At 39.1% G+C, this 24,173-nt stretch carries 23 protein-coding genes; 10 read left to right on the top strand and 13 right to left on the bottom strand.

Features of this window, described 5'->3' with window-relative positions; all coding sequences use genetic code 11:
• Positions 1-31: 31 nt before the first annotated feature.
• Positions 32-259, bottom strand: a complete 228-nt coding sequence (locus A4245_RS04105) for a hypothetical protein (RefSeq protein WP_067725940.1) — start codon at positions 257-259, stop codon at positions 32-34.
• Positions 260-503: 244 nt separating this feature from the next.
• Here A4245_RS04105 and A4245_RS04100 point away from each other — a divergent pair, with 244 nt between their 5' ends.
• The 4 genes from A4245_RS04100 to A4245_RS04085 all read left to right on the top strand — a co-directional run bounded on the left by A4245_RS04100 (position 504) and on the right by A4245_RS04085 (position 5,251).
• Complete coding sequence (locus A4245_RS04100) at positions 504-1,286, top strand: ABC transporter ATP-binding protein (RefSeq protein WP_067725938.1); 783 nt, start codon at positions 504-506, stop codon at positions 1,284-1,286.
• A 625-nt stretch (positions 1,287-1,911) separates the two neighbouring features.
• The gene (proC, locus tag A4245_RS04095) at positions 1,912-2,739 is read left to right on the top strand and encodes a pyrroline-5-carboxylate reductase (protein WP_067725936.1); all 828 of its coding nucleotides are present in this window, start codon (positions 1,912-1,914) and stop codon (positions 2,737-2,739) included.
• A gap of 97 nt (positions 2,740-2,836) precedes the next feature.
• A complete protein-coding gene (gene proB / locus A4245_RS04090) occupies positions 2,837-3,970 on the top strand; it encodes a glutamate 5-kinase (RefSeq protein ID WP_067725934.1) in 1,134 nt (377 codons plus the stop codon).
• A gap of 21 nt (positions 3,971-3,991) precedes the next feature.
• Complete coding sequence (locus A4245_RS04085; RefSeq protein ID WP_067725932.1) at positions 3,992-5,251, top strand: glutamate-5-semialdehyde dehydrogenase; 1,260 nt, start codon at positions 3,992-3,994, stop codon at positions 5,249-5,251.
• Between the two features lie 270 nt (positions 5,252-5,521).
• Here A4245_RS04085 and A4245_RS04080 read toward each other — a convergent pair whose 3' ends face one another.
• From A4245_RS04080 to A4245_RS20745, 3 genes are all read right to left on the bottom strand, one after another.
• Positions 5,522-6,814, bottom strand: coding sequence for a M20 family metallo-hydrolase (locus tag A4245_RS04080; protein ID WP_067725929.1), 1,293 nt, complete (start codon positions 6,812-6,814; stop codon positions 5,522-5,524).
• A 236-nt stretch (positions 6,815-7,050) separates the two neighbouring features.
• Positions 7,051-8,445: an L-cystine transporter gene (locus A4245_RS04075; RefSeq protein ID WP_067725927.1), complete on the bottom strand. Its 1,395-nt coding sequence runs from the start codon at positions 8,443-8,445 to the stop codon at positions 7,051-7,053.
• A gap of 142 nt (positions 8,446-8,587) precedes the next feature.
• Positions 8,588-8,716: a hypothetical protein gene (locus tag A4245_RS20745; RefSeq protein WP_267886892.1), complete on the bottom strand. Its 129-nt coding sequence runs from the start codon at positions 8,714-8,716 to the stop codon at positions 8,588-8,590.
• A gap of 433 nt (positions 8,717-9,149) precedes the next feature.
• Here A4245_RS20745 and A4245_RS04070 point away from each other — a divergent pair, with 433 nt between their 5' ends.
• From A4245_RS04070 to A4245_RS04050, 5 genes are all read left to right on the top strand, one after another.
• The gene (locus A4245_RS04070; RefSeq protein WP_067725925.1) at positions 9,150-9,494 is read left to right on the top strand and encodes an ArsR/SmtB family transcription factor; all 345 of its coding nucleotides are present in this window, start codon (positions 9,150-9,152) and stop codon (positions 9,492-9,494) included.
• Between the two features lie 240 nt (positions 9,495-9,734).
• Positions 9,735-10,091: an arsenite efflux transporter metallochaperone ArsD gene (gene arsD, locus A4245_RS04065; RefSeq protein WP_067725922.1), complete on the top strand. Its 357-nt coding sequence runs from the start codon at positions 9,735-9,737 to the stop codon at positions 10,089-10,091.
• 15 nt (positions 10,092-10,106) lie between these two features.
• On the top strand, positions 10,107-11,873 hold the full coding sequence (gene arsA, locus A4245_RS04060) for an arsenical pump-driving ATPase (protein WP_067725920.1): 1,767 nt from the start codon (positions 10,107-10,109) through the stop codon (positions 11,871-11,873).
• Positions 11,874-11,906: 33 nt separating this feature from the next.
• A complete protein-coding gene (locus A4245_RS04055; protein ID WP_067725918.1) occupies positions 11,907-12,188 on the top strand; it encodes a HesB/IscA family protein in 282 nt (93 codons plus the stop codon).
• Between the two features lie 57 nt (positions 12,189-12,245).
• Positions 12,246-13,886 carry an FAD-dependent oxidoreductase gene (locus A4245_RS04050; protein ID WP_067725917.1) on the top strand — a complete coding sequence of 547 codons (1,641 nt, stop codon included), beginning with the start codon at positions 12,246-12,248 and terminating at the stop codon, positions 13,884-13,886.
• A 204-nt stretch (positions 13,887-14,090) separates the two neighbouring features.
• Here A4245_RS04050 and A4245_RS20925 read toward each other — a convergent pair whose 3' ends face one another.
• The 8 genes from A4245_RS20925 to A4245_RS04015 form a co-directional block, all read right to left on the bottom strand.
• The gene (locus tag A4245_RS20925) at positions 14,091-14,171 is read right to left on the bottom strand and encodes a putative holin-like toxin (protein WP_407668353.1); all 81 of its coding nucleotides are present in this window, start codon (positions 14,169-14,171) and stop codon (positions 14,091-14,093) included.
• Positions 14,172-14,350: 179 nt separating this feature from the next.
• Complete coding sequence (locus tag A4245_RS04045) at positions 14,351-15,193, bottom strand: aldo/keto reductase (protein WP_067725915.1); 843 nt, start codon at positions 15,191-15,193, stop codon at positions 14,351-14,353.
• A gap of 472 nt (positions 15,194-15,665) precedes the next feature.
• Positions 15,666-16,943, bottom strand: coding sequence for a TRAP transporter large permease (locus A4245_RS04040; protein WP_067725913.1), 1,278 nt, complete (start codon positions 16,941-16,943; stop codon positions 15,666-15,668).
• Positions 16,940-17,398 (bottom strand): TRAP transporter small permease, encoded by a 459-nt coding sequence (locus A4245_RS04035; RefSeq protein WP_067725911.1) that lies wholly within the window; start codon positions 17,396-17,398, stop codon positions 16,940-16,942. The genes A4245_RS04040 and A4245_RS04035 overlap by 4 nt, the downstream gene beginning before the upstream one ends.
• A 69-nt stretch (positions 17,399-17,467) precedes the next feature.
• Complete coding sequence (locus tag A4245_RS04030; protein ID WP_067725909.1) at positions 17,468-18,457, bottom strand: TRAP transporter substrate-binding protein; 990 nt, start codon at positions 18,455-18,457, stop codon at positions 17,468-17,470.
• A gap of 420 nt (positions 18,458-18,877) precedes the next feature.
• Entirely contained in the window at positions 18,878-19,663 is a 786-nt protein-coding gene (locus tag A4245_RS04025; RefSeq protein ID WP_067725908.1) for a carbon-nitrogen family hydrolase, read from the bottom strand.
• Positions 19,664-19,668: 5 nt separating this feature from the next.
• Positions 19,669-20,352, bottom strand: coding sequence for a DUF2848 family protein (locus A4245_RS04020; RefSeq protein WP_067725906.1), 684 nt, complete (start codon positions 20,350-20,352; stop codon positions 19,669-19,671).
• Between the two features lie 43 nt (positions 20,353-20,395).
• Positions 20,396-21,046 (bottom strand): GntR family transcriptional regulator, encoded by a 651-nt coding sequence (locus A4245_RS04015; protein WP_067725904.1) that lies wholly within the window; start codon positions 21,044-21,046, stop codon positions 20,396-20,398.
• 271 nt (positions 21,047-21,317) lie between these two features.
• On the opposite strand from A4245_RS04015, the gene A4245_RS04010 reads away from it, so the two are divergent.
• Entirely contained in the window at positions 21,318-22,685 is a 1,368-nt protein-coding gene (locus A4245_RS04010; RefSeq protein WP_067725902.1) for a D-serine ammonia-lyase, read from the top strand.
• A gap of 250 nt (positions 22,686-22,935) precedes the next feature.
• On the opposite strand, the gene A4245_RS04005 is transcribed toward A4245_RS04010, so the two are convergent.
• Complete coding sequence (locus tag A4245_RS04005; protein WP_407668350.1) at positions 22,936-24,156, bottom strand: CaiB/BaiF CoA transferase family protein; 1,221 nt, start codon at positions 24,154-24,156, stop codon at positions 22,936-22,938.
• Positions 24,157-24,173: the final 17 nt, after the last annotated feature.

The following is a 24,173-nucleotide window of genomic DNA, read 5'->3' as shown; positions in this document are numbered from 1 at the left end:
TAAACGTTCACAGGCTCTCACACCAAATAGGTTATTGTGTCATCTGTTGCTGGCATTGTTGAACAAGTTGCTGGATCTGCTGTAATTGCTGGGCAGCATTCTGTTCAAGCTGAGCCATGTTTTGTTGAGTTCCCATGTTTGCTCCGCCCTGCTGGGTTTGTTGCTGTAAGGTCTGGGCATTCTGTTGCTCCTGCTGCTGCAGTTGCTGAGCAATCTGAGCGATTTGCTGAAGTGTCTGTTGTGCTTGCTGCTGGGACATATTCTCTCCTCCTTTAGTTTAAAAGTCTGTGTTAGTATGTCTGGTTATTCTCGTTTCATCCTCCTATATTTTACTGCTTTTATAACACCGGAAACTTCAGCAAGGTCCCCATCAAACACTCTTTTCAACCTCATATAATAATCCCGTTTCCACTAGCATGAAATCAAAATATTTAGTTCTACAAGCAATAAAATCATATAATTATAGCTAGTTACATAACAACCTAATACGAGGGAGATTAAAAATGGAACCAATCATCAATTTGCAGAACGTCACATGGAAAAGACAGAATCAAACAATCCTATCCAATATCAATTGGAAAGTATCTAAAAGCGAGCATTGGGCCGTACTTGGTTTAAATGGGTCCGGGAAAACAACATTGCTTAATATGATAAATGGCTATATTTGGCCTACCAAAGGACAGATTGGTGTGCTAGGCAAAATATTTGGAAAAACCGATATTAGAGAATTAAGAAAGTCAATCGGTTGGGTCAGCTCCTCACTTCAAGAGAGAATAAAGGGAACAGAATATGCCGAGAATATTGTCGTCAGTGGCAAATATGCATCAATCGGGTTGTATGAAAATCCGACTGAGGAAGATTTTCAAAAGGCTGTAAAAATAATGGAAGGTCTTGGATGCAGTCAATTGGCTGGACGGACCTATCAAACATGTTCTCATGGTGAAAGGCAGAAGCTTCTTATAGCACGTGGATTAATGGGGACACCACAGTTACTCATACTGGATGAACCTACCAACGGCCTTGATTTTATTTCCAGAGAGGAATTAATGGCTGCAGTAAATAAGCTCGCTGCCGATGATAATGCACCAACAATCATTTTCGTAACCCATCACATCGAAGAAATACTGCCGGTCTTTACTCATACACTGCTGTTACACCAAGGTGAAGTCTTCGATCAAGGTGAAAGTAAGGATGTCCTGACTAGTGAGCGCTTAACTCACTTTTTCGATAAACCTGTGCAAGTGGAATGGAGAAGAGAACGGCCATGGATGACGATTCGGGAGTGATGGAAACAGCCTTTTCAGGGAGCGATTATGTTCGCAAAGATTATTCTCTTCATTCGGGCGCATTTCCCTCTTTAATTGGGAGTGTAAACAGCTCTTTCTTTTACAGCTCCTAATAATGGAGATAAAATTTGAGTTTGAACTATTAAACAAGGGCTTCGAGCGCGTACAGTGGGACGAGGTACCTGCCCGCTGTCGCTCGATTCGGCTTCTTCCCGCTTGTACTCTCAGCAGCTCGATTCAATTTCACTGCTCCCGACTTCTCTCCTCGCTCTCCCGGTTCAACATCGTTGCCTCCCGACTTCATTCCCTACTCTCCCGGTTCAACTTCACTGCCTCCCGACTTCACTTCATCTACGCCCGCTCTTACACTTTTTGCTTGCTGCTCAAACCCACTTAATACCATTAAAACCACTTTCCCCATTTTTCCAGCCTCCATATCTCGCGTTAAAACACGATTAAAGCTCTTCAGCAACGATCATACGGATATAACTCCGAATGTTACCGCTTACCTTAATTATTTGAGCGATATGCACCCGACTTGTTGGTAAACCCTTGAAGTTAAATTTGAGCATGTTACGCTAGTATACGGCTAATAAAAAAAACGGAAATTAGGAGCGTTGTTAATTTGAATAACAAACAAATCGCATTTCTAGGTGCGGGTAACATGGCGGAGGCAATCATTTCAGGTTTTGTACAATCAGGAAAATTGGCTGCTGAGCAGATTATCGTTACAAACCGCAGCAATCAGGAGCGTTTGAACGAATTACAAAGCAAGTACGGAATCAAAGCAGTAACTAAAGACAAGTTGGACTATAATTCAATAGATATATTTATTTTGGCAATGAAACCAAAAGATATAGATGGCGTAATGGAAGATTTACGTGGCAAAATCCATGCGGACCAATTACTCATTTCTGTGTTGGCTGGTATTTCCACTTCTTATATGGAAGATAACTTAAACGATAGCCAGCAGGTAATCAGGGTAATGCCGAACACTTCCAGCATGATTCAGGAATCAGCAACTGCTGTTTCTCCGGGAAATCATGTAGCAATGGATCAGGTTTTCCTTGTTAAGGAACTGATGAAATGCATCGGGGAAGCGTATATTATCGATGAGGAAATGATGGATGTGTATACCGGCATAGCAGGTAGTGGCCCAGCATATTTTTACAACCTAATGGAACATATTGAGGAAGTTGGCCATGAAGCAGGATTCGAACGAAAACTGGTACGGGAAATTGGAGCACAAACACTTTATGGTGCTGCAAAGATGATGCTCAATCGGGAAGAAACACCGGCAGAGCTAAGAAAAAACATCACTTCTCCAAATGGCACAACTGCAGCCGGATTGGATGCATTAGATAAGTTCGGAGGCGGTATGGCAATTGAAGAAGCAGTCAAAAGTGCTGCATCCCGCTCCAAAGAATTAAGCAAAGAACCAATTAAAATATAGGTGGGACATGTTGGAAAACATCTTATCCCATCGTCTTTTCACCAAAAAATAAACAATGATTCAAAATCTATTTCTAATAATATATAGGAGTGACGTTGTGACACCTGGAACAGACAAAAAACGCATTGTAATTAAAATAGGAAGCAGTTCCCTAACAAGCATGAACGGGGAAGTTAGTCATCGAAAGCTGGAAAAACTGGTCGACGAGGTAGTGCGAGTTAAAGAAGACGGTCATGACGTACTGCTCGTCTCCTCTGGAGCGGTAGCAGCTGGTTATCGTAAGCTTGGCTGTCTAACCCGTCCGGATTCATTAGCAGAAAAACAAGCTGCAGCATCCATTGGTCAAGGCCTGCTTATCGAAACCTATTCAGACCTCTTTATTTCCCACGGATATGTAGCTTCGCAAATATTGATCACACGGAGTGATTTCTCCGATGAGAAGCGTTATAACAATGCACGAAACACGATAAACGTATTGCTCGATCGTGGAATCATTCCAATCGTAAATGAAAATGACACGATTGCCATGGACTTTTTAAGATTCGGGGACAATGACACACTTTCCGCAAAAGTGGCAGGACTTGTCGAGGCAGATCAATTAATCATTCTATCTGATATTGATGGACTTTATGATAGTGATCCACGCAAAAACAAAGATGCAAAGCTTTTACTTGAAGTGAATGAAATTACCCCTGAGGTCGAAGCAGCGGCTGGAGATCCGGGCAGTGCTGTCGGAACAGGCGGCATGAAATCAAAAATTGAGGCCGTTAAAATTGCAATGGCATCCGGCATTCCTTCCTTTTTAGGAAAGTCAAGTACGGACAACATCATTTATGAAGCTGTATGTAAAAATGCTGTCGGCACCTATTTCGAGCCACAGGATGACACGCAAAATCTAAATCGGAAAAAGCAATGGATTGCGTTTAACTCAGGTCCTGAAGGCGAAGTGACAATCAACCACGCTGCATCAGAAGCGATCATTAAAAATGAAACCAGCCTGGAACCTTCAGCAGTGCACAGCGTGAAGGGACGTTTCAGAAAAGGAGCAGTCGTCAAGATTTTCGATGTGACCGGAGAGGAAATCGGTCTTGGGGTCGTAAATTACTCTTCCAAGGCACTGGACCAATTGATTAGCAATACAGATATAAATTTGGAAAACTACACGGATCCTGCGATAGAAAGCGAACAGCTCGTATGTATGCTTGATATTGCCGTGCCCGCAAATGTATAAACTCTTTATAGGAGGAATTAGATGACAATTATGAAGAAAGTCAACGTCGAAGAACAGGCCATTCAAGCAAAAAAAGCAGCTAAGACTTTATCATTATTGACTACAGAAGAGAAAAATGAAGCACTGCGCAAACTGGCAGATGTGCTTGATGCCGAATACGAAACCATTTTAGCTGCCAATGAGGAAGATCTGGAAAATGGACGTAAAAATGGATACGATGATGCTTATATGGACCGTCTGACCCTTACAAAAGAGCGTGTGGAAGAATTTGCTCAGGGTTTACGTAATGTTGCAGAGCTTGATGACCCAACAGGAATCATCAACTCTGACTGGACATTGGACAACGGATTGAACGTTCAAAAGATTACCGTCCCGCTTGGAGTCATCGGCATGATTTACGAAGCACGTCCAAATGTTACGGTGGATGCCACTGGCCTCGCGCTGAAATCAGGGAATTCAATCGTACTGAAAGGCGGGTCCTCAGCGATTAATTCCAACGAAAAAATCGTTGAAGTCATCCACCGTGGTTTGGAACAGACAAAAATTCCAAAAGAGGCGGTACAATTTATCGCCAGCACCGACCGGGAGGCAACACAGCAGCTGTTCACAATGAAACAGCATATCGATGTGCTCATCCCACGCGGTGGCGGTTCGCTGATCCAGGCGGTCGTCAACAATGCGACTGTGCCTGTTTTGGAAACTGGTGTAGGAAATTGCCACATTTACATTGACGTAGAAGCTGATGTTGAAAAAGCACTAGCTATCTTGGTCAATGCGAAAACAGATCGTCCCGCTGTCTGCAACGCCGCAGAAACGGCAATCATTCATCAAGATTGGTTCGATGCCAACAAAGAGGCCTTGATTCAAACGTTTAAGGAAAATAACATTGCTGTCCATGGTGATGAGGTTGCTGTAAAAGCTATCCCAAGTGCTGTGCCTGCCGGTGAAGATGACTGGGCCAATGAATATCTAAGCACAGACATTGCAGTCAAAATTGTTAATAATGTGGAAGAAGCAATTGAACACATTGATGCATATGGCACGAAACATTCCGAAGCAATTATCACCGAAAGCGCCGAAACTGCCTCCACCTTTATGAAGCTCGTTGATGCTGCAGCATTATACCACAACGCTTCTACCCGTTTCACCGACGGAGGTGCATTGGGCTTCGGTGCAGAAATTGGAATCTCCACCCAGAAACTGCATGCCCGCGGACCAATGGGATTGCCTGCTTTAACAACAGTTAAGTATCTGATGAATGGTAATGGGCAGGTTAGGTAATATTAGAAAACCTGGCATGCGCCAAGCCTTTCGGCGAATGCCTTACTTGCAAATATAAACTAAGCTAAAGACAAAGAAGCAACTTCTTTGTCTTTAGCTTTATTTTTGGGTAATTTAAACTTGAATGCAACTCGACAGAAATTAAATTTCCGTAGCTGCAATATATACTACATAGGACAAATTTATCTGCCATTAACAGAATTTACCGGCCGGAGACGTTTATCTGCCGGTAAATTTTCCTTCGCCCCCTGCCCTGCCTTTCGAACCCGCTCAATCTTCCTCCATAATCTCTTCTACAAACCGTTTCAACACATGGACCGTATTCACGCAATCATTCAAACTGGACCATTCCTCCGGGTTATGACTAATCCCATCTTTGCTGCGGGTAAAGATCATGGCGACTGGAACTTCTCCACCGATTATCATGGCATCATGACCGGCACCACTTGGTATGTACACTGGCTTGATGCCTTGCTTTTCCATAATTGCCGCAAGTTTCCCCTGCAAGTCCGGATCTATTGGCAACGGTTTTATTCTTGTATTAATATTCCACGTTACCTCGATACCTCTTTTAGCTGCAATCTCCTCAGCTTTTTGATGAATCATCTCTAAAAGCTTGTCACGTGTTTCCTCGGTGATATCTCTTATATCAACCATCAAATTGACTTCCTGTGCAATAACATTTACACCGTTTGGTATGACATTCATCTTCCCCACTGTTGCAACTGCTGTTTGGCTCACTTTTCGTGGCAGGGATTCAATTTCATGTACAAAAATACCAGCCGCAATGACCGGGTCTTTTCTGTTTTCCATTGGTGTATTCCCTGCATGTCCCGCTTTTCCTTTAAAGGATACTTCCAGCCAAGAAGGCCCCGCAATCCCATTAACAATACCCGCTGGTTCATTGTGTTTTTCCAATACTGTTCCTTGTTCGATATGGACTTCCACAAACAGTTTCAAATCCTTAGATTTATCATGTGCCTCTAAGTAGGATTCCCGGTTACTTCCATAGGCCTCGATGACTTCATCAAACGTTTTTCCGCTTTCATCTCTTAAGTGATCCAATTCCTCATTGGAGACTTTCCCCATAAAAGATCGACTGCCGGTTAATCCCGTTTTAAATCTGGAGCCCTCTTCGTCTGTAAAAATTGCTACTTCAAACGGTGCTGGTGGTGTATACCCTGTATCTTTCCAAGCTTCAACTACCTCAAGTGCTGACAGAACACCTAGTGGACCATCAAAATGGCCGCCATTTGGTACACTATCCAAATGGGATCCTGACATCACGGCAGCGGAATCCTTCTGACCTTCCAATCTGCCAAAAACATTACCAGCCCCATCCATGACTACTGATAATCCCGCCTCCTTCATCCAGCTGATAACGAGTTCTTTTGCCTGTTTCTCTTCCATGGAATAACCAATTCTGGTTAACCCTCCATTTTCTTCTGACCCGATTTTTGAAAGCTCCGCAAGTCTGCTGGCAATCCTTTCACCGTTAATGCCTGCGTGATCTAAGTCTGAATTATATTCCTCTGTTAATCTGTTTAAAAATGTATGATGCATGATTGACTCCTTTCGATTGTTATGAATATTTACAGCCAAATGTTCTTATCTAGAATAGATTCTCTTCATGTCCCATTATATTATCATATTTATATGGAAAATAAATATATGCTAAGAAAATGAGATTAGCAATCCCTACTGCCCACTTTTATCTATGCGCTCAACAAATCAATTATAAAATCTAAGACACATCAAAAACAGCCATCTCCACAGATGACTGTTTTTAAGAAAACCGATTACACTGCAGTACTCTCCGTTACCGATTCTTTATCATTAAATTTCTTCACATTCAACTTACGCATAACCTTAGATGTTAGGGTTCCTGAAACAATGGAACCATTTACGTTAAGTGCTGTACGTCCCATATCGATTAATGCCTCCACAGAAATCAACAAACCAGCCAATCCTATCGGGAGACCCATGGATGAAAGTACAATGATGGCTGCAAAAGTTGCGCCACCGCCGACCCCAGCTACACCGAATGAGCTGATAGCAGTGATCAGTACCAGCTGGATGAGGAATTCAGGTGATAATGGATTAATTCCCATTGTTGGTGCAATCATCACGGCTAGCATTGCCGGATAAATTCCTGCACATCCATTTTGACCCATGGTTGCACCGAATGACGCGGAAATATTCGCCGTACCCTCATCAACACCAAGTGCTTCTTTCTGGGTTTGAATATTCAACGGAATTGTTCCTGCACTCGAACGGGATGTAAAAGCAAAACCTAATACCGGAATTACTTTTTTCAGATATGTCATTGGGTTTAAACCGAATACACCTACAAGAACGAGATGAATCACAAACATAACGATCAATGCCACGTAAGATGCAAGGACGAATTTTCCAAGTTCCACAATGCCGGCAAAATTAGTGCTTGCAACCATATTTGCCATCATGGCCAATACGCCAAATGGTGTCAGACGCAGAATTAAGGTAACGATTCGCATGACGACAGCATATAAGGAATTGACAATTTTAAGAAACATATCTGCCTGTTCCGGATTTTTCCTTCGCACTCCAAGAACCGCAACCCCAACAATAATTGAGAAGATAACCACTGAAATGACAGACGTTGGACGATCTCCCGTCATATCTAGAAAAATATTGCTAGGAATAAAGTTTAATATTCTTTGTGCTGTTGATTGACCTTCCATCGACGCGTAGCTTCCTTCAATAGATTCTGCACGTTCACTTTCAGCTTGACCAGCTTTAATTTGTTCAGCATTTAAGTCAAATAATAAAGCCGAACCGATTCCAACCACTGCTGCTATCAGCGTCGTCGAAATGAGAATGCCAATTACCCATCCGGCCATCTTTCCAAGCTCTTTCGTTTTTTCCAGATTAATGATTGACCGAATAATGGATACCATAACTAGTGGGACAACGATCATCATCAGAAAACGAACATATCCGCTCCCAACGATACTGTACCAATCCAAAGTACCCACTAAAACATCTGATCCAACCCCGTATATCGCCTGTAAAATACCACCGAGTACAATCCCAAATCCCATACCGGCAAATACACGCTTAGAAAAGGAAACATGTCTCTTTTGCATATTAATTAATAAACCAATGATTGCTAGTAAAACGACAATATTAACCAGTATAAATAAACCTTCCATTCTCATAACCTCCTATTTCTGTTAATTATCCCTATGAGTTTACTAAGATATAATAATACATTGGTTTTGGGAGAATTACAAGATATAAATTTGAGGATAAAAGGGGAAGCTGCTTTCTGGCTTAACCGGAATTCAGTGCACACTATTCTTCCTGCTTTCTACCCATGTCAGCAATGCAGGTGCGTTCGGTCAATGATATCTCCTTCTCTTCAAAAGATACATAATCCACATCCCCAACAATGTCATCTCTCAATATCGTATTTTCAAGCAACGATTCTCCACTACTGTACACAACAAAATTGGGCGTGAATTATATTTATGAACTATGCAGTCAATTTATTACAAATAAATCCCAAGTATACAGTTTTATTTAAAGTGGGAATGGGAGATTTTATTGTCTAAAAAAGGGGGCCGTCTCACATAATTACTTTTTGCGTGCGGTTTAAAACTATATACCCGCTTCGATTGTGTCGCTATGGAGAGCATAAATTCATAAGACAATATCTACTAAAATGCAACGAAAATTGACCATCCATCCACTGAGGCAGTGAGCATCCTCTCATTATGACCCTCTTTTTCATAAAAAGTTATATTTAAGCCCTCAAAAAATGTCACGGTAATATAATCCAATTCATTGTATATATAAGCAAATCATTATATAATAATCTTAGAATGTTAAAGAAACATACAGGAGGTGTTAAGTCATGTTAAAAACTGCGATTGAAATGGATAGAGCGGCGATGATTTTGAGGTTATTAGGTGATAAGACACGTCTGACGATGGTCAAAATTCTTGATTCCCACGACTGCTGTGTATGTGAATTTGTTGAAATTTTTAAAGTGAGTCAGCCGTCGATTAGTCAGCATCTACGTAAATTGAAAGATGTCGGATTGGTGAAGGAAGAACGAAGAGGACAATGGATTTTTTATTCAGTAAATAAGAGTAACGAATACTATCCGTTTGTCAGCCAAATCCTTAGTCAACTGCCTGATCAAGATGATAAATTAAACGAATTGGAAAAACAAGGTACACGGATTACATGTTGTTAATTGGAGAAACCGTCAATGTCAAACATGTCTGACCTTGTTCCCGAGGCTGCATACACATGCAGCCCTGTGATGACTCCCTATTTATCGAGAAATTGTACCAATATTTCATGCAGACCTATTTTAAGGCAGGGATAGTCCTGAAATTTTCGAACCTAGTTACTAATTTATTCGGGTTATATCTGTCACTTTGAAACTTTATGATAAGGATATAGTTATATATTAATGAGGAGATGTTCATACATGAAAAAAGTTGAAATTTTTGATCCGGCAATGTGTTGTTCCACGGGAGTTTGTGGACCAAGTGTCGACCCTGATTTGACAAGGGTTGCATCAGCTGTTTATTCTCTAGAAAAAAAAGGAGCAAATATTACACGCTATAATCTGGCAAATGATCCTTCAGCTTTTACGGATAACAAAACGGTTAATCAGGTACTTCATGAAAAGGGAGCGGATGCACTGCCTGTAACGCTTTTAGACAATGAGGTAGTAAGAGTGGGGTCATATCCAACGAATGAGGATTTTGCTGAATGGTTTGGAACGGAAACGGAAGAACTTACGCAAAAACCTCAAGTTCGTGTATCCATCAATCTTGATTAACCAGGAGGAAATGATATGTACCAACTATATAATCCAGTACAACATGTAAAAACACCCATTTTGTTTTTTACCGGAAAAGGTGGTGTAGGAAAAACTTCCGCAGCGTGTGCAACAGCGGTTTCCCTTGCAGACCAAGGGTACAAGGTACTCCTCGTCAGTACTGATCCAGCATCAAATTTGCAGGATGTCTTCGGGGTGGAACTAAGGAGCGAACCAACCGAAATTCCTAAGGCGGAAAACTTGTTTGCCAGCAATATTGACCCGGAAGAGTCTGCAAGAGCCTATCGTGAAAAAACAGTTGGACCATATCGCGGAAAACTTCCGGAATCCGTTGTGAATCAGATGGAGGAACAGCTTTCGGGTGCTTGTACGGTGGAGATTGCCGCATTTGATGAGTTCTCACATTTACTTGCTGATGAATCGACATTGACTAATTTTGATTATGTATTATTTGACACAGCGCCAACTGGTCATACACTAAGACTTTTGTCGCTCCCTACTGCCTGGAATGGATTTTTGGAAGAGAGTACACATGGCGCTTCTTGTTTGGGACCACTTTCAGGTCTTGGAGATAAGAAGGATATGTATGGAAAAGCTGTTCAGGCTCTCTCTGACTCTGAAAAAACGACCCTTATATTGGTTGCTCGACCAGAAGAATCGACACTCATTGAGGCAAATCGCGCATCTTCAGAACTAAGAGAAATCGGGATCCAAAATCATATGCTGATCATTAATGGACTGCTTCAGTCACATGATACTAATGATGAAGTCGCAGCTGCGTTTTACGGAAGTCAGCAGGATGCCTTAGCTGAAATGCCAAAAGCGTTAAAGCTAATAGATACATTATCCATACCATATGTCCCTTATTCTCTTACAGATATTGCCAGTCTACGACAACTGGTAAGCGACAATCCATTTGTTTTAACAGAAGATAACGATGAAGGTATCGAACTTAATCAATTAGCCGAGTTACGTGACGTTATTGATGATTTCTCAGCTAAAAATACGCGTGTGATTTTTACAATGGGTAAAGGCGGGGTCGGAAAAACAACCGTTGCCTCAAGCATTGCTGTTGGCCTTTCTGAAAAAGGACATAAGGTCCATCTTACTACAACCGATCCAGCATCCCATCTTGATTACATGTTTAAAAATAGTGCTGTCGATGAAAATTTATCCATCAGCAGTATTGACCCGGAATTGGAAGTCGAAAAATACAAAAAAGAAGTCATTTCAGCCGCAGGACACTTGGGCGAAGAAGAATTAGCATACTTAAAAGAAGATCTGGAATCACCATGCACAGAAGAAATCGCCGTATTCCGCGCTTTTGCTGATGTTGTCGCAAGGTCAGAAAACGAAATAGTTGTCATTGACACGGCACCGACTGGTCATACATTGCTTTTACTCGATTCATCAGAAGCCTATCATAAAGAGATGAGTCGCTCTACAGGTAGTACGCCAGAAAGCGTGAAAGCATTATTACCTCGTCTCCGGAATCCACAAGAAACAGAAGTTGTGATTGTAACATTGGCTGAAGCTACACCTGTATTTGAATCAACCCGCTTACAAGAAGATCTTAAACGTGCCCAAATTGTTCCAAAATGGTGGATCATTAACCGAAGTTTGTCTGCAGCGGGAACAGAAGACAAGGTCTTAAAGATGAGGGCTTCAAGCGAAAAACAATGGATTAAAAACATAGATAATGAACTGTCTGGACGGTGTGCACTTATTCCGTGGACAAAGAAAGCCATCTTGAACAATGATCATAAGGTTACTCAATCATAAGTTTTTTATTAAATGAAACTGGAGGGATTTAAAATGAATATAACTGAAAAGGCAAAGCAAAATTTACAAACAATTTTTGAAGAAAAAGGTGGAGAAGGAATTCGCTTTTATTCCATGGGAGCGGGTTGTTGCGGACCACAGTTGGGAATATCCATGGATGCACCGGAGGAGAATGACATCATTGAAGAAATCAATGGAATAAAAGTAGCTATTGATAAAGATGTAAAGAATACGCTGGAAGGATTAACTCTAGACAATGATGAAACTGCAAATGGATCACAGTTTGTTTTATTGGGAATAGATCAGTGCTGCTAGCAGAAGGATAAAACATAAACTATTAATTCACACGATACCTATGGAGGATTTTATAAAATGAAAATCATAATAATCGGATCCGTTGCTGCTGGTACTTCTGTTGCTGCGAAAGCTCGCAGAAACGATGAAAATGCGGAGATAACGTTATACAATGCAGACTACGATATTTCTTACTCGATATGTGGGATTCCTTATTTCTTAGGCGGAGAAGTAGATGAATTAGAATCTTTGACCCCCAGAAGTGCTGCCTGGTTTAAAAAGCGGTACAACGTAAATATTTTAACTAGACATGAGGTAACAACCATCGATCCGGAAAGTAAGAAAGTCATTGTTAAAAACTTAGATACGAATGAAACCAAGGAAGATCATTACGACACATTGGTATTTGCAACAGGTGCAACTCCAATAACGCCAACTATTGATGGCGTTCATCAAGAACATGTCTTTCAAGTACGCACCATTCAGCATACGGCTAGTATCGATTCCTACATGAGGGCGAATAACCCACAAAAGGTTACGATAATTGGTGCTGGGTTTATTGGCCTTGAAATGGCTGAGCAGCTCACACATAAAGGTTTGGAAGTAACACTCATTCAGAGAAGTGACCAAGTCATGCCACACTTGGATAAGGATATGGCAAAAAGAGTTGAAGAACATGTAAGAAATAATGGCGTAAATCTGCTTTTACATGAAGAAGCCAGTACGATTTCAGAAAATAGTGTGGAAACCAAGTCAGGCAAAGCAATTGAATCGGATATGGTCATTTTAGCAACCGGCGTACGTCCGAATACAAAGTTGGCGCAAGAAATTGGTGTTGAATTAGGAGCATCTGGCGCAGTTAAAGTCAACACAAAAATGCAGACGAATCTTCCGGATGTTTATGCTGTAGGCGATGTTGCCGAAAGCTTCTCCGTTATTACTGGAAAAGCCATTTATCGTCCATTAGGTTCCACCGCAAACAAAATGGGTCGCATTGCCGGAGATGTAATCACTGGTGGGGATTTGGAGCATCGTGGAATTCTTGGTACTGGAATCTTAAGAGTGTTTGATCTTGCTGTAGGTTATACCGGTTTAAGTGAGAAAGAAGCACTTCAGGAAGGGTTCGATATTGAAGTTCTCCATAATATTAAACCATCCAGAGCAGATTATCTCGGAGGAAAGGAAATGGTCATTAAGGCGATTGCAGACAGAAAAACAAGCCGAGTTCTCGGGGTCCAAATACTCGGGGCAGATGGTATTGATAAGCGGCTTGATGTATTTGTAACAGCAATCTCATTTGGAGCCAAGGCGGAAGACCTGTTCCATCTAGATTTGGCTTATGCACCACCCTTCAGCACTACGAAGGATCCAGTCATGTATACCGGTATGGCTCTGCAGAATGCCATCGACAAGAAAAACAAACTAATTACACCAGAAGAATTAACAGATCGGATTGAAAGTGGTGAACAACTTCAAGTTATTGATACAAGAGCTTCCAAGCAATTTGAAGTCTCCAATGTAGCTGGAGCAATTAATATCCCACTAGCCAACTTGCGAACTGAAGCTAAAAACTTAAATCCTGACATCCCAACCGTAACGTACTGCAATAGTGGAGTTACCGGAAATGCAGCGCAAAATGTGTTAAGAAATATGGGCTTTAAGGAAGTATTTAACCTCTCTGGCGGGAATAAGAATTACCAAAGCTTTCATAAACAGTAATTAACGTTCTACAATTTTCGGGGAGTGACACTGTTTTCATTTCCTGGGATATGGGGTATAATAAATGCAGAGCAGTTGCATAAAATGTAAAGAGACCGCTAGTGCTGATACACTAACGGTCACATACAATAGCCCTTCAAGGGGGCGACTCACAATAGAGTTACGAAATAACCACCCTAATTGCTTGTCAGGCTCACAGGGTGGTTATTTTTTATTATCTGACAGCAATGCAACGATTAACGTTCCAAATGAAATCATTAGAACAAGCGATTCATATACCGTCATCAGGCATCACCCCCTTTCGAAAAAAGGGAGTAAGCCACCACCCATGAAAGCCTTCTTGTACAAGTCTCATTTTAACATTGATTGTCTATTTTAGACAGAACATATTTTCCCATTTTTAATATAGTTTTCAAAAAAGTCAGCCCCCATTTAAAGAGAGCTGACATTTTAATTTTGAACTATTAAAACTCCTCATATGTAGCAGGGTCCTGATTCTTCTGCCTGCCATCAGTTCGAGTTAATTTTGCAATCTTCATCATTTCTGCTTCATTTAAAGAGAAATCGAAAATGGATATATTTTCAAGCTGCCGCTCAGGTGATGCGGATTTAGGAATTGAGATTGACCCTAGTTGATAATGCCAGCGTAAAATAACTTGGGAAACCGTCTTGTTATGGTGGTCGGCAATGTTTCTGAGTGTTTCATTTTCCAAAACATTTTTCACCCGAGCTAATGGACTCCATGACTGTGTTTGAATATTATTCGCTTCATGCCATTTTCTTTGTTCTTCCTGATTGAAAAATGGATGCAACTCAATTTGGTTTATACTTGGCTTCACAGCCGTTTCCTTTTCCAAGCGATCCAAATGTTCCGGCAAGAAATTACAGACACCAATCGAACGAATCAGTCCCCATTTCTTAGCATCTATTAATGCTTGCCAAGCCTCGACATAATCATCTTGAATTGGGTTTGGCCAATGAATGAGGTATAAATCATAATAGTCCAAATTTGCACGATAAAGGGACTCCTGAATCGTAGTTACAGCTTTATCATACGTGTGATAACGACCTGGTAATTTAGATGTTACTCTTAATTCTTCCCTCGGAATCGAACTTCGTCTAAGTGCTTCACCAACTGTGCCTTCGTTTTCATAATTATAAGCACTGTCAATCAGCCGATAACCGATATCGATCGCATTATTAATAGCGCTGGCACCTGCATTTCCTTTAAGTTTGTATGTACCTAAACCGATGGCCGGTAAAGTCAATCCATCATTAAGTGTGATTTTTGGGATTGATATATTCATGAAAATCTCTCCTTTCGTTATACAAATGAGCAGATTGAAGCTCTAATGATTTACTTGCTAAGGTAAAAACGGTTTATACCAAGCTTTGCCAGAGAAAATCAAATCATTACTATCGATGAATTCTGAGTTCTCATTATTATATCATAGTGAATTAATTATCTAGCAGCATTTTGTCATCCATATACATAAAAATACCACAGCTGAATCATAAAAAAATTATAAACCGTTCTCATTCCAATTTGTTAACTATAATAGCATGTTACCATCCAAGGCAATTGGAAGATTTAAATCTAGTAATAACCAAAAAATAGCCTATCACCATTTAAGGTGACAAGCTATCTAGATACTGTCACAGATATAATTTGAACCCTTTCTCTTTAATATAAAATAGTTTATTGTTTGATCAAAACAATTCTAACAAACGTGATACCAACTTTATTAAACTTAAGAAATTATAAGCATAATACTAATATCACTCCACAAATAACTCTACCGGAAACATTACAATATCTGGAATATAAGTAATTACTAGTAAAACTACAAGTAATACCACTATCTGAGGAATTAAATATTTAAACATCTTTGGTACACTTATCTCAGCAATTGATGATGTTACGAAGAGACATACACCCAAAGGTGGAGTAACCATTCCAATTGTTAAGTTTACTGCAAGAATAATTCCGAAATGAATTGGATCTATACCAGCAGCTAGTACTACAGGCAAAAATAATGGTGTAAAAATGGAAACTGCACTTATTGTATCAATAAATGTGCCTGCTATTAACAGAATACCATTAATTACAAGTAACAACAAAATCGGATTATCAGCTACACTACCCATCATATCTATTATTTGATTTGGGATTTGATTATAAGACAAGAACCAAATAAATAAGGAAGCATTACCAATTAAGAATATGATAGTAGCGGTTGTTTTTGCAGTATTTAGTAGGATTGGCCATAAATCTTTAATTTTTATTTCTTTGTAAACAAACATCCCTATAATAATGGCATAGACTACTGCAATTACACCTGATTCTGTTGCAGTAAAAATACCACTTACAATTCCACCAATGATAATTATTGGCATGATTAATGCTAATATTGCGTCTTTTAAACCTACTATGATATCTTTAAAAGTTGCAATTTGTTCACTAGAACGATAATTATTTTTCTTCCCTACCAAGAAACTGTAAATCATCAATCCTAGTCCCATTAGCACACCAGGTATTACTCCTGCGATAAATAGGTCTCCAATAGAAACACTGGCGATCACTCCATATAGAATTAAAACAATACTCGGTGGAATAATTGGTCCTATTGTAGAAGATGTTGCCACAATACTTGCAGAGAAGCGAGTATCATATCCTTCTTTATTCATTGCTGGAATCATCATGCCACCAATCGCTGCGGCAGCTGCGATAGCAGTCCCTGTAAGTGCAGAGAAAAACATACTGGCTAAAATAACAACCATTGCCAATCCTCCAGGTAAAGGACCAACAATCGTCTTCGAAAAATCAATTAACCTTTTTGATATTCCACCTTTTGTCATAATCTCTCCTGCAAGAATAAACAATGGAACAGCGACCAGTGTGAAATTATTTATGCCACTAAATATCCTTCTAGGTACATTAACTAACAAGTCAGGTTCAGTGAGTATAATTCCAAAAATAGACACGAAACCTAATCCAAAAGCTATAGGAATCCCCATTAAAATAAGTATGAAAAGAAATACAACTAACCAGATCATTTGAGCACCTTCTTAATATGGTAGTACAACATAAATAAAGCACTGAGAGGGATTGCCATATAAACATATGCTTTTTTTATGGGTAGGATCCCTAATATTTGACCAGATTCTAGATTGCTCATTACTAGTAGATACCCATAATAAAAGAGAGTAATAATTAGGATACCCACAACAATAAACTCGACAATCATAAATAATTTTCTTAAAAGTGATGGCATTTTTTCAAATAAATCAACTTTTAAATGATCATTATTCTTAATAGCTAAAGCTGCCCCAAAAAGCACACTATATACAAAACTAATCATTAACGCTTCCTGCGACCATGTAAGAGGTTGCTGTAGCACATATCTAAACAGAACTTGTAAGAATGTAATAATAACTACTGCTCCCAAACAAGCAGTTATTATTATTTCAAGCAGCCTTCCAAGAATAGCATCTAGTCTTTTTAAGGTCATTAGGCTACATCCTTTCATCAACTAAGAGTTACCTGGAAGAGAAAATCTCTCCCTTCCACGTCAAATCATTTAGTTATTCTCAATTTTCTCTATTAGATCATGTGGAATTTCAGAGATAGAATCTTTCACTTCTACTGTTTGTTCTCGGAATGCCTCACGATCGGGTTCTGTAATTGTTACTCCATTTTCTTTTAGAGTGTTTAGTATTTCTTCCTCTTTATCTGCTAATAATTCTCTATGATAACTAGTTGTTTCATCGACAGCATCTTGTATTACTGTTTGCTGTTCTCCGGTAAGATTTTCCCACGCATTATTGTTCATAACCACTATTGCCGGATTATACGTATGTGCCGTTAGTGAAACGTATTGTTGAACCTCATAAAATTTCATCGAATCGATAGTTGGGAGTGGATTTTCTTGTCCGTCCACAATTCCTTGATCTAATGCGGAATACAATTCATTAAAATCAACTGGCGTTGGACTTGCTCCTAATGCTTTCATATGGTTTTCCCACACAGGTGATGGTTGTACACGGATTTTTAATCCCTTCATATCCTCAGGAGTTTTTATTTCTTTAGTGTTATTTGTAATATGTCTAAATCCTATCTCCCAATATCCTAATCCTTTCATATTATTCTCTTCAGTAAGATCGAGCAGTTCCTGACCGATTTCTCCATCTAATGTGCTATAAGCATGTTCTCTGTCCCTAAACAAATACGGTAGTCCAAATATATTCATTTCAGGAACTGTATTCGCAAAAGAACTATCTGGAGCAACAGTTGTCATTTCAACGGATCCATCCATAACTTGCTCAATTACATCTGCCTCACTACCTAGTGTTGCATTTCCATGAATTTCTATCTCTACTGAACCAGCTGATTTTTCTTCAGTCAACTCTTTAAATTTTTCAGCTGCAAGATGATATTGATGAGTGTCAGATCCTGTGTGAGCTAATTTTAATGTAATAGTATCCCCAGATTCTCCCACAGTATCCGATGAACATGCCGCGGTAAAAATGATTAATAAAATAAGTAAACTCCCTAATACTATTTTTTTCATTTTAATGAACCCCTTTTATTTTATTTTATTTTATTTAAAATAACGTGCCTCGTACATAATACATCCATTTATTGTTTTCCATGGACCATGTTTTATCCCAGGTAGCCTAGATGCAATTATTCCGCCTGAAAGTTCCTCATTCAATGTCAATTTATAAATAGAACCTTGTACAATAATAATTTCTTCCCAATAATCAAGAACCTGCACGCCATTTACTGAAGTATCTGTTCCAGGTGCAAACTCTATACGAACTAAATATTAATCACTGGAATCTTTTGAAATAATTCTTTCTGAAACTCCTTTTACACTTCTAGTAACATCATTCAATCCAAATTCTTTAAAGTGGGTGAATTCCATCCCAAATCTTTTCACAGTACACCACCTTCCTTACTTATAAAATCTATATTATTATGTTATTTTTCAGTAAAGATTAGGAACTCGGCTTTCAAAAATTGGTACTTCTTTTCTAACTTCAGAAACTCTTTCAACATTCAGTACGCCAGTAAGTGTTTCCTCATTATTTTCAGATCCTTGATACAATACTTCTCCCCATGGATCTATCATCATAGACTTCCCTGCATATTCTACTCCATCTAATGAACCTATATTATTAGAAGAAATGACATACATTTGATTTTCTATAGCTCTTGCAATTTGAAGGATTTTCCAATGATACCTTCGTGCAGTTGGCCATTCGGCAACGACGAATAGTACTTGAGCACCACCTAGAGCTAAGGCACGAGCCAATTCAGGAAATCTCAAATCATAACAAATAATTAACCCCATTTTTACACCATCCAACTCAAACGTTTCGACCCTCTTCGTTCCCCCGGTTAAATATAGTGGTTCACCCAACATTGGAACTAAGTGAATTTTATTATATTCATAGATTAGTTCTCCCTTTGAGTTAAACACAAAACTAGAGTTATATATTTTATCTTCTACTTTATTTGCAACAGAACCGCCTATAATATTAATTTTATGTTCAATTGCTAATTCACTTAAAAAAGATTTCGTCGGCTCACCTGCCTCATCTGCAAGTCCATTTAAATGTGTTAATGTATATGATGTAGTCCACATCTCAGGTAATACAATTGTGTCTGGTCTATCATTTTGAACAACTTCTTGTGTCCATTTCTTAACTTTGCTTCTGTTTTGCTTAGGATCACCTGGTATAATATTCATTTGATAGATAGAGAACTTCATTATCATTACCACCTTTCAATATTGTTGATGTCATAGCCTGATACAATTTCTTGATTTCTAATAGGGTCTTTAAAAATCATTCTAAATTTTGTTCCATAATGAAACCCGTCAAGTAACGGAACCGTGCCAGAAAAGAATATGCTATTATTTAAAGGCACATCTTTTTTATTCAAATAACCCTTTATTTCTTCAAAAGAGAGAATCATTGAGATTTTATCTCTTTGGTATTCCTTCCATTCTCCATCAATGTAGACTTCAGAGTAAAGTTCCAGGAAATCCCAATGATCAATAACATCTTTAAGTAACCATGCCTTTTTTGCAAATGGCTTATCACATACTTGTTTAGATTTATTAATATCAGTCTCTTCCAATGCACGATCTGTATGGTCACTCCCAACAGTGACATAAACTTCATCTTCAGAATTTCCGAATACTAGTACTATTTCAGCTTCCCCACTTGTTTCATTTCCAAGAACTTCAATTCGATGGACCTGATTTAAACTACTCGTACGAACGGGATAGAGCATCGGAATTTCTTTAGGCTCTGGAATACCAATCTCGGCCAGCTCCTTTATATGTTCCATTGTTTTCTCCTTATTTCTTCCAGTATAACCAATACAATAAGCACGAGTAATCTCAAGTTCCTTTTCATTTCTATTAACCTCTAATTTATACTTTAATTTATCCATTTTAACCCCTCCATAATGTCTGCTCTTTTTTGATAAAGGAAATCTAATTTTTTCCCTTCCTTACACTTGCACCTGTAATCAATAAATGTTCTTTCATAAGTTCAGCTGCGTTATATTCGTTTTTCTTTTCCAGTGCTTTAACAATATTTTTATGTTCTTGAATAACTTCTTCCATTCTACCTTCTTTCATAATAGCCGCATGCCCTATTAATAAGCTTAGATTGTAAAGTTCCTGTAATATGCCTTCCAATAGGTTTTGATTTGAAAATTTTAGTATCTGTCTGTGGAAGATTTGATCTAATTCTATATATTTTATTCGGTCTTGATTTTTTATTGCATCCTGTTGCCCAGAGATAATAGAATTTAGAATTTCTATTTCATCTGAAGAAACTGTTTTGGCTAATAGTGTAACCCCTTTCATTTCTATCGAAGATCTAAGATAAAGAATTTGTTCCATTTCATGATCTTCAATTTTCCTTACACAGAAACCTTTTCTTTGAATATGAATGAGCAACCCCTCTTTTATAAGGTCTGCAACAGCCTCTCTAATTGGTGTACGTGATGTATTCAAGGAGTTGGCTAAATAAGTCTCCGTTAAAATTTCGGTATGGTTGATATCTCCATTTAAGATTGCTCTCTTTAATTGCTCATAGACCATTTCTTTTGTTGTTTTCCTTTTAGCAATTGGCTTCATGTATTTCACTCCATAAATCATAATAAACTCATACATGTATTCTGTGTTATGTATACATAATACATTATATATTTCTGAATTGTCAATATGTATAAAAAATATCAACTTTTAATTTGACTAGAAATTCAATTTAGTTCCTAATCGGCATTTCGGTTCTATCTCATTTGTTTAGCTATACTTCAGTGGTCACTTCTTTTTATTTCTACTATAATTTATTTAAAGAACACCCAAATAATAGCCCAGACATTTTACCATTAGGAGGCAAACACAAATGAACAACCAATTAATCGCAGGCAAAACAATAAAGCAATGGAAAAATGACTATCCGCTGCTGGAGAAGATCATCTCTACCAAAGAAGTATTTTGGGAAAATCCGAACTACTTATCTTTTGAGGATGCATTACATAACATTTCACTGACTGAAGAGGACGTTAAAAAAGCAGAAGAAAGATTACAGCGATTTGCTCCGTATATCGCTGAGGCCTTTCCTGAAACTGGAGAATTAAACGGAATAATCGAGTCCCCTACGGTCGAGATACCAGAAATGCATCGTTGTCTTGAAGAAATGTTCCAGCAAAAAGTGGATGGGGACCTATTATTGAAATGTGACAGTCATCTTGCTGTTTCTGGTTCGATTAAAGCAAGAGGCGGTATTTATGAAGTGTTAAAATATGCTGAAGATTTGGCTATAGAACATGGAATGATGACGATGGACGACGATTACGCTATCATCCATAGTCAGAAATTCAGAGACTTTTTTTCTGATTACTCGATCGTTGTAGGATCGACAGGTAATTTAGGGCTAAGTATCGGAATTATCGGTGCGAAGCTTGGATTTAACGTAACCGTCCATATGTCAGTTGATGCTAAACAATGGAAAAAGAATTTGCTTCGCGAAAAGGGTGTAACCGTCATTGAGCATACTTCTGATTATGGGAAAGCGGTAGAAGAAGGAAGAAAGCAATCAGATTTAGACGCAAATAGTTATTTTGTGGATGATGAAAATTCGATAAATCTATTTTTAGGATATGCTGTAGCGGCAACGAGATTGAAAAAACAACTGGATGAAATGAATGTGGTCGTGGATCAGGATCATCCATTATTCGTATATCTCCCATGTGGAGTTGGTGGGGGTCCGGGTGGCGTTGCATTTGGACTGAAAATGATATTTAAAGATCACGTACATTGCTTTATCGCTGAACCTACGCATTCACCGTCCATGCTGATCGGCCTCATGACAGGTAAACATGATAAAATTTCAGTCCAGGATTTCGGCATCGATAATATTACAGATGCAGATGGGCTTGCGGTTGGAAGACCGTCTGGCTTTGTTGGTAAGACGCTGGAAAATTTAATCAGCGGAAGTTATACAGTAGATGATCAAACATTATATGGTTTATTAAGCAGCCTAATAGATACAGAGAATATTCGTTTGGAGCCATCCGCACTTGCTGGTGTTCACGGGCCTGTCCAATTATTTAAAAATCCGGCCGGGCAAAAATATTTGAAAGATAAACATTTGGAACAAAAAATGACGAATGCAACACATATCGCTTGGGGAACTGGTGGAAGTATGGTACCTGAGGAGGTAATGGAAGGTTATTATCGATTGGGGTTAGAGATTAAAAATAAGGATTGATTTTAATATTAGGGTTTTCTACACTTAAATGAGAGAGACATCCCCAAAACTCATATGCTTTGGGGATATCTCTCTTTCATTTGGATACATGTTGGGTTGCTTGACATGAGCGGAGATGGTTAACTTTATTTTATGGATGTTCCTCCGTCCCCTAAAGTTTCACTTCACAATCATCCAAAAAGTCAGGGTCATTCTTCCAAGCAAAAAACTCTTCGACATATTACCACAAAACTCGGGGAGTGACAGGCACCTATATTACCCCTTTATTCTTTAATTCTTCATACTCTCTATTACTATACCCCAATAAATTCTTATACACTTCCTCATTATGCTCACCAAGCTCTGGTCCTGTCCATTCCACTGCACCAGGGGTTTCGCTTAATTTCGGTACGACACCTGGCATGTGGAGTTCGCCAAGTTTTTTGTCTGTAATCTTTAAAATCATATCCCGCATTTGATAATGGATGTCGTCCGCGATATCTTCTGCATTATAAATACCGCCGGCAGGGACGCCTGCTTCATCAAGCATTTGTGTCAAAGGTTCCAATTCATAGGTTGCTGTCCATTCTGAAATAATGGAATCCAGTTCCTCCTGATTCTTTCCTCTTGCATTATGGCTTGAAAATCTTTCATCTTCAGATAGCTCTTCCATATTCATCACTTGCGTCAATCGTTTAAAAATATTATCTGCGTTCGCTCCAATAACAATCCATTTGCCACATTTCGTAGGATAATTATTTGACGGTGCAACGCCCGGTAAGATCGTTCCCGTCCGTTCTCTGATTGCGCCAACCTTCATATATTCGGTTAAACTGCTTTCCATGATAGCAAAAACAGATTCATATAATGCGGTATCAACTAATTGCCCTTGCCTATCCGGTGATTGATCCCGATAATGAAGTGCCATGAGAGCACCGATTACGCCGAACATTGCTGCCAGTGAATCACCAATGGAAACCCCAACACGAGTAGGGGGTCGATCCGGATAACCAGTGATATGTTTAAGACCACCCATTGCTTCCCCGACACTCCCAAATCCTGCTTTATCTTTATATGGACCAGTCTGACCAAAGCCGGAAATTCGCACCATTATAATAGAAGGATTTATTTCCTTCAAATCATCATAACCCAGTCCCCATTTTTCCATCGTACCCGGACGGAAATTTTCTATGACGATATCCGCTTCTTTCACTAACTTTTTAGCAATTTCCTGTCCTTCATTTTCTTTTAAATTTAAGGTGACACACTTTTTATTCCTTGCCTGGATCGGCCACCATAATGATTCGCCTTTATACTTAGCAGATCCCCAGTTTCGTAAAGGATCACCATTTGCAGGGGATTCAATCTTAATGACCTCTGCTCCGAAGTCTGCCATTAATCTGGAACAAAAAGGGCCTGCTATAAAGGAACCGAATTCGAGTACTTTAATATCCTGTAATGGTTTGTTTTCTTTCATATTATCTAATGCCATTCGTTATGTCTCCCCTC

Source organism: Oceanobacillus damuensis (genome assembly GCF_001618145.1).
Classification (GTDB): domain Bacteria; phylum Bacillota; class Bacilli; order Bacillales; family Amphibacillaceae; genus Oceanobacillus; species Oceanobacillus damuensis.
This window is presented reverse-complemented; position numbering and strand designations above follow the sequence as displayed.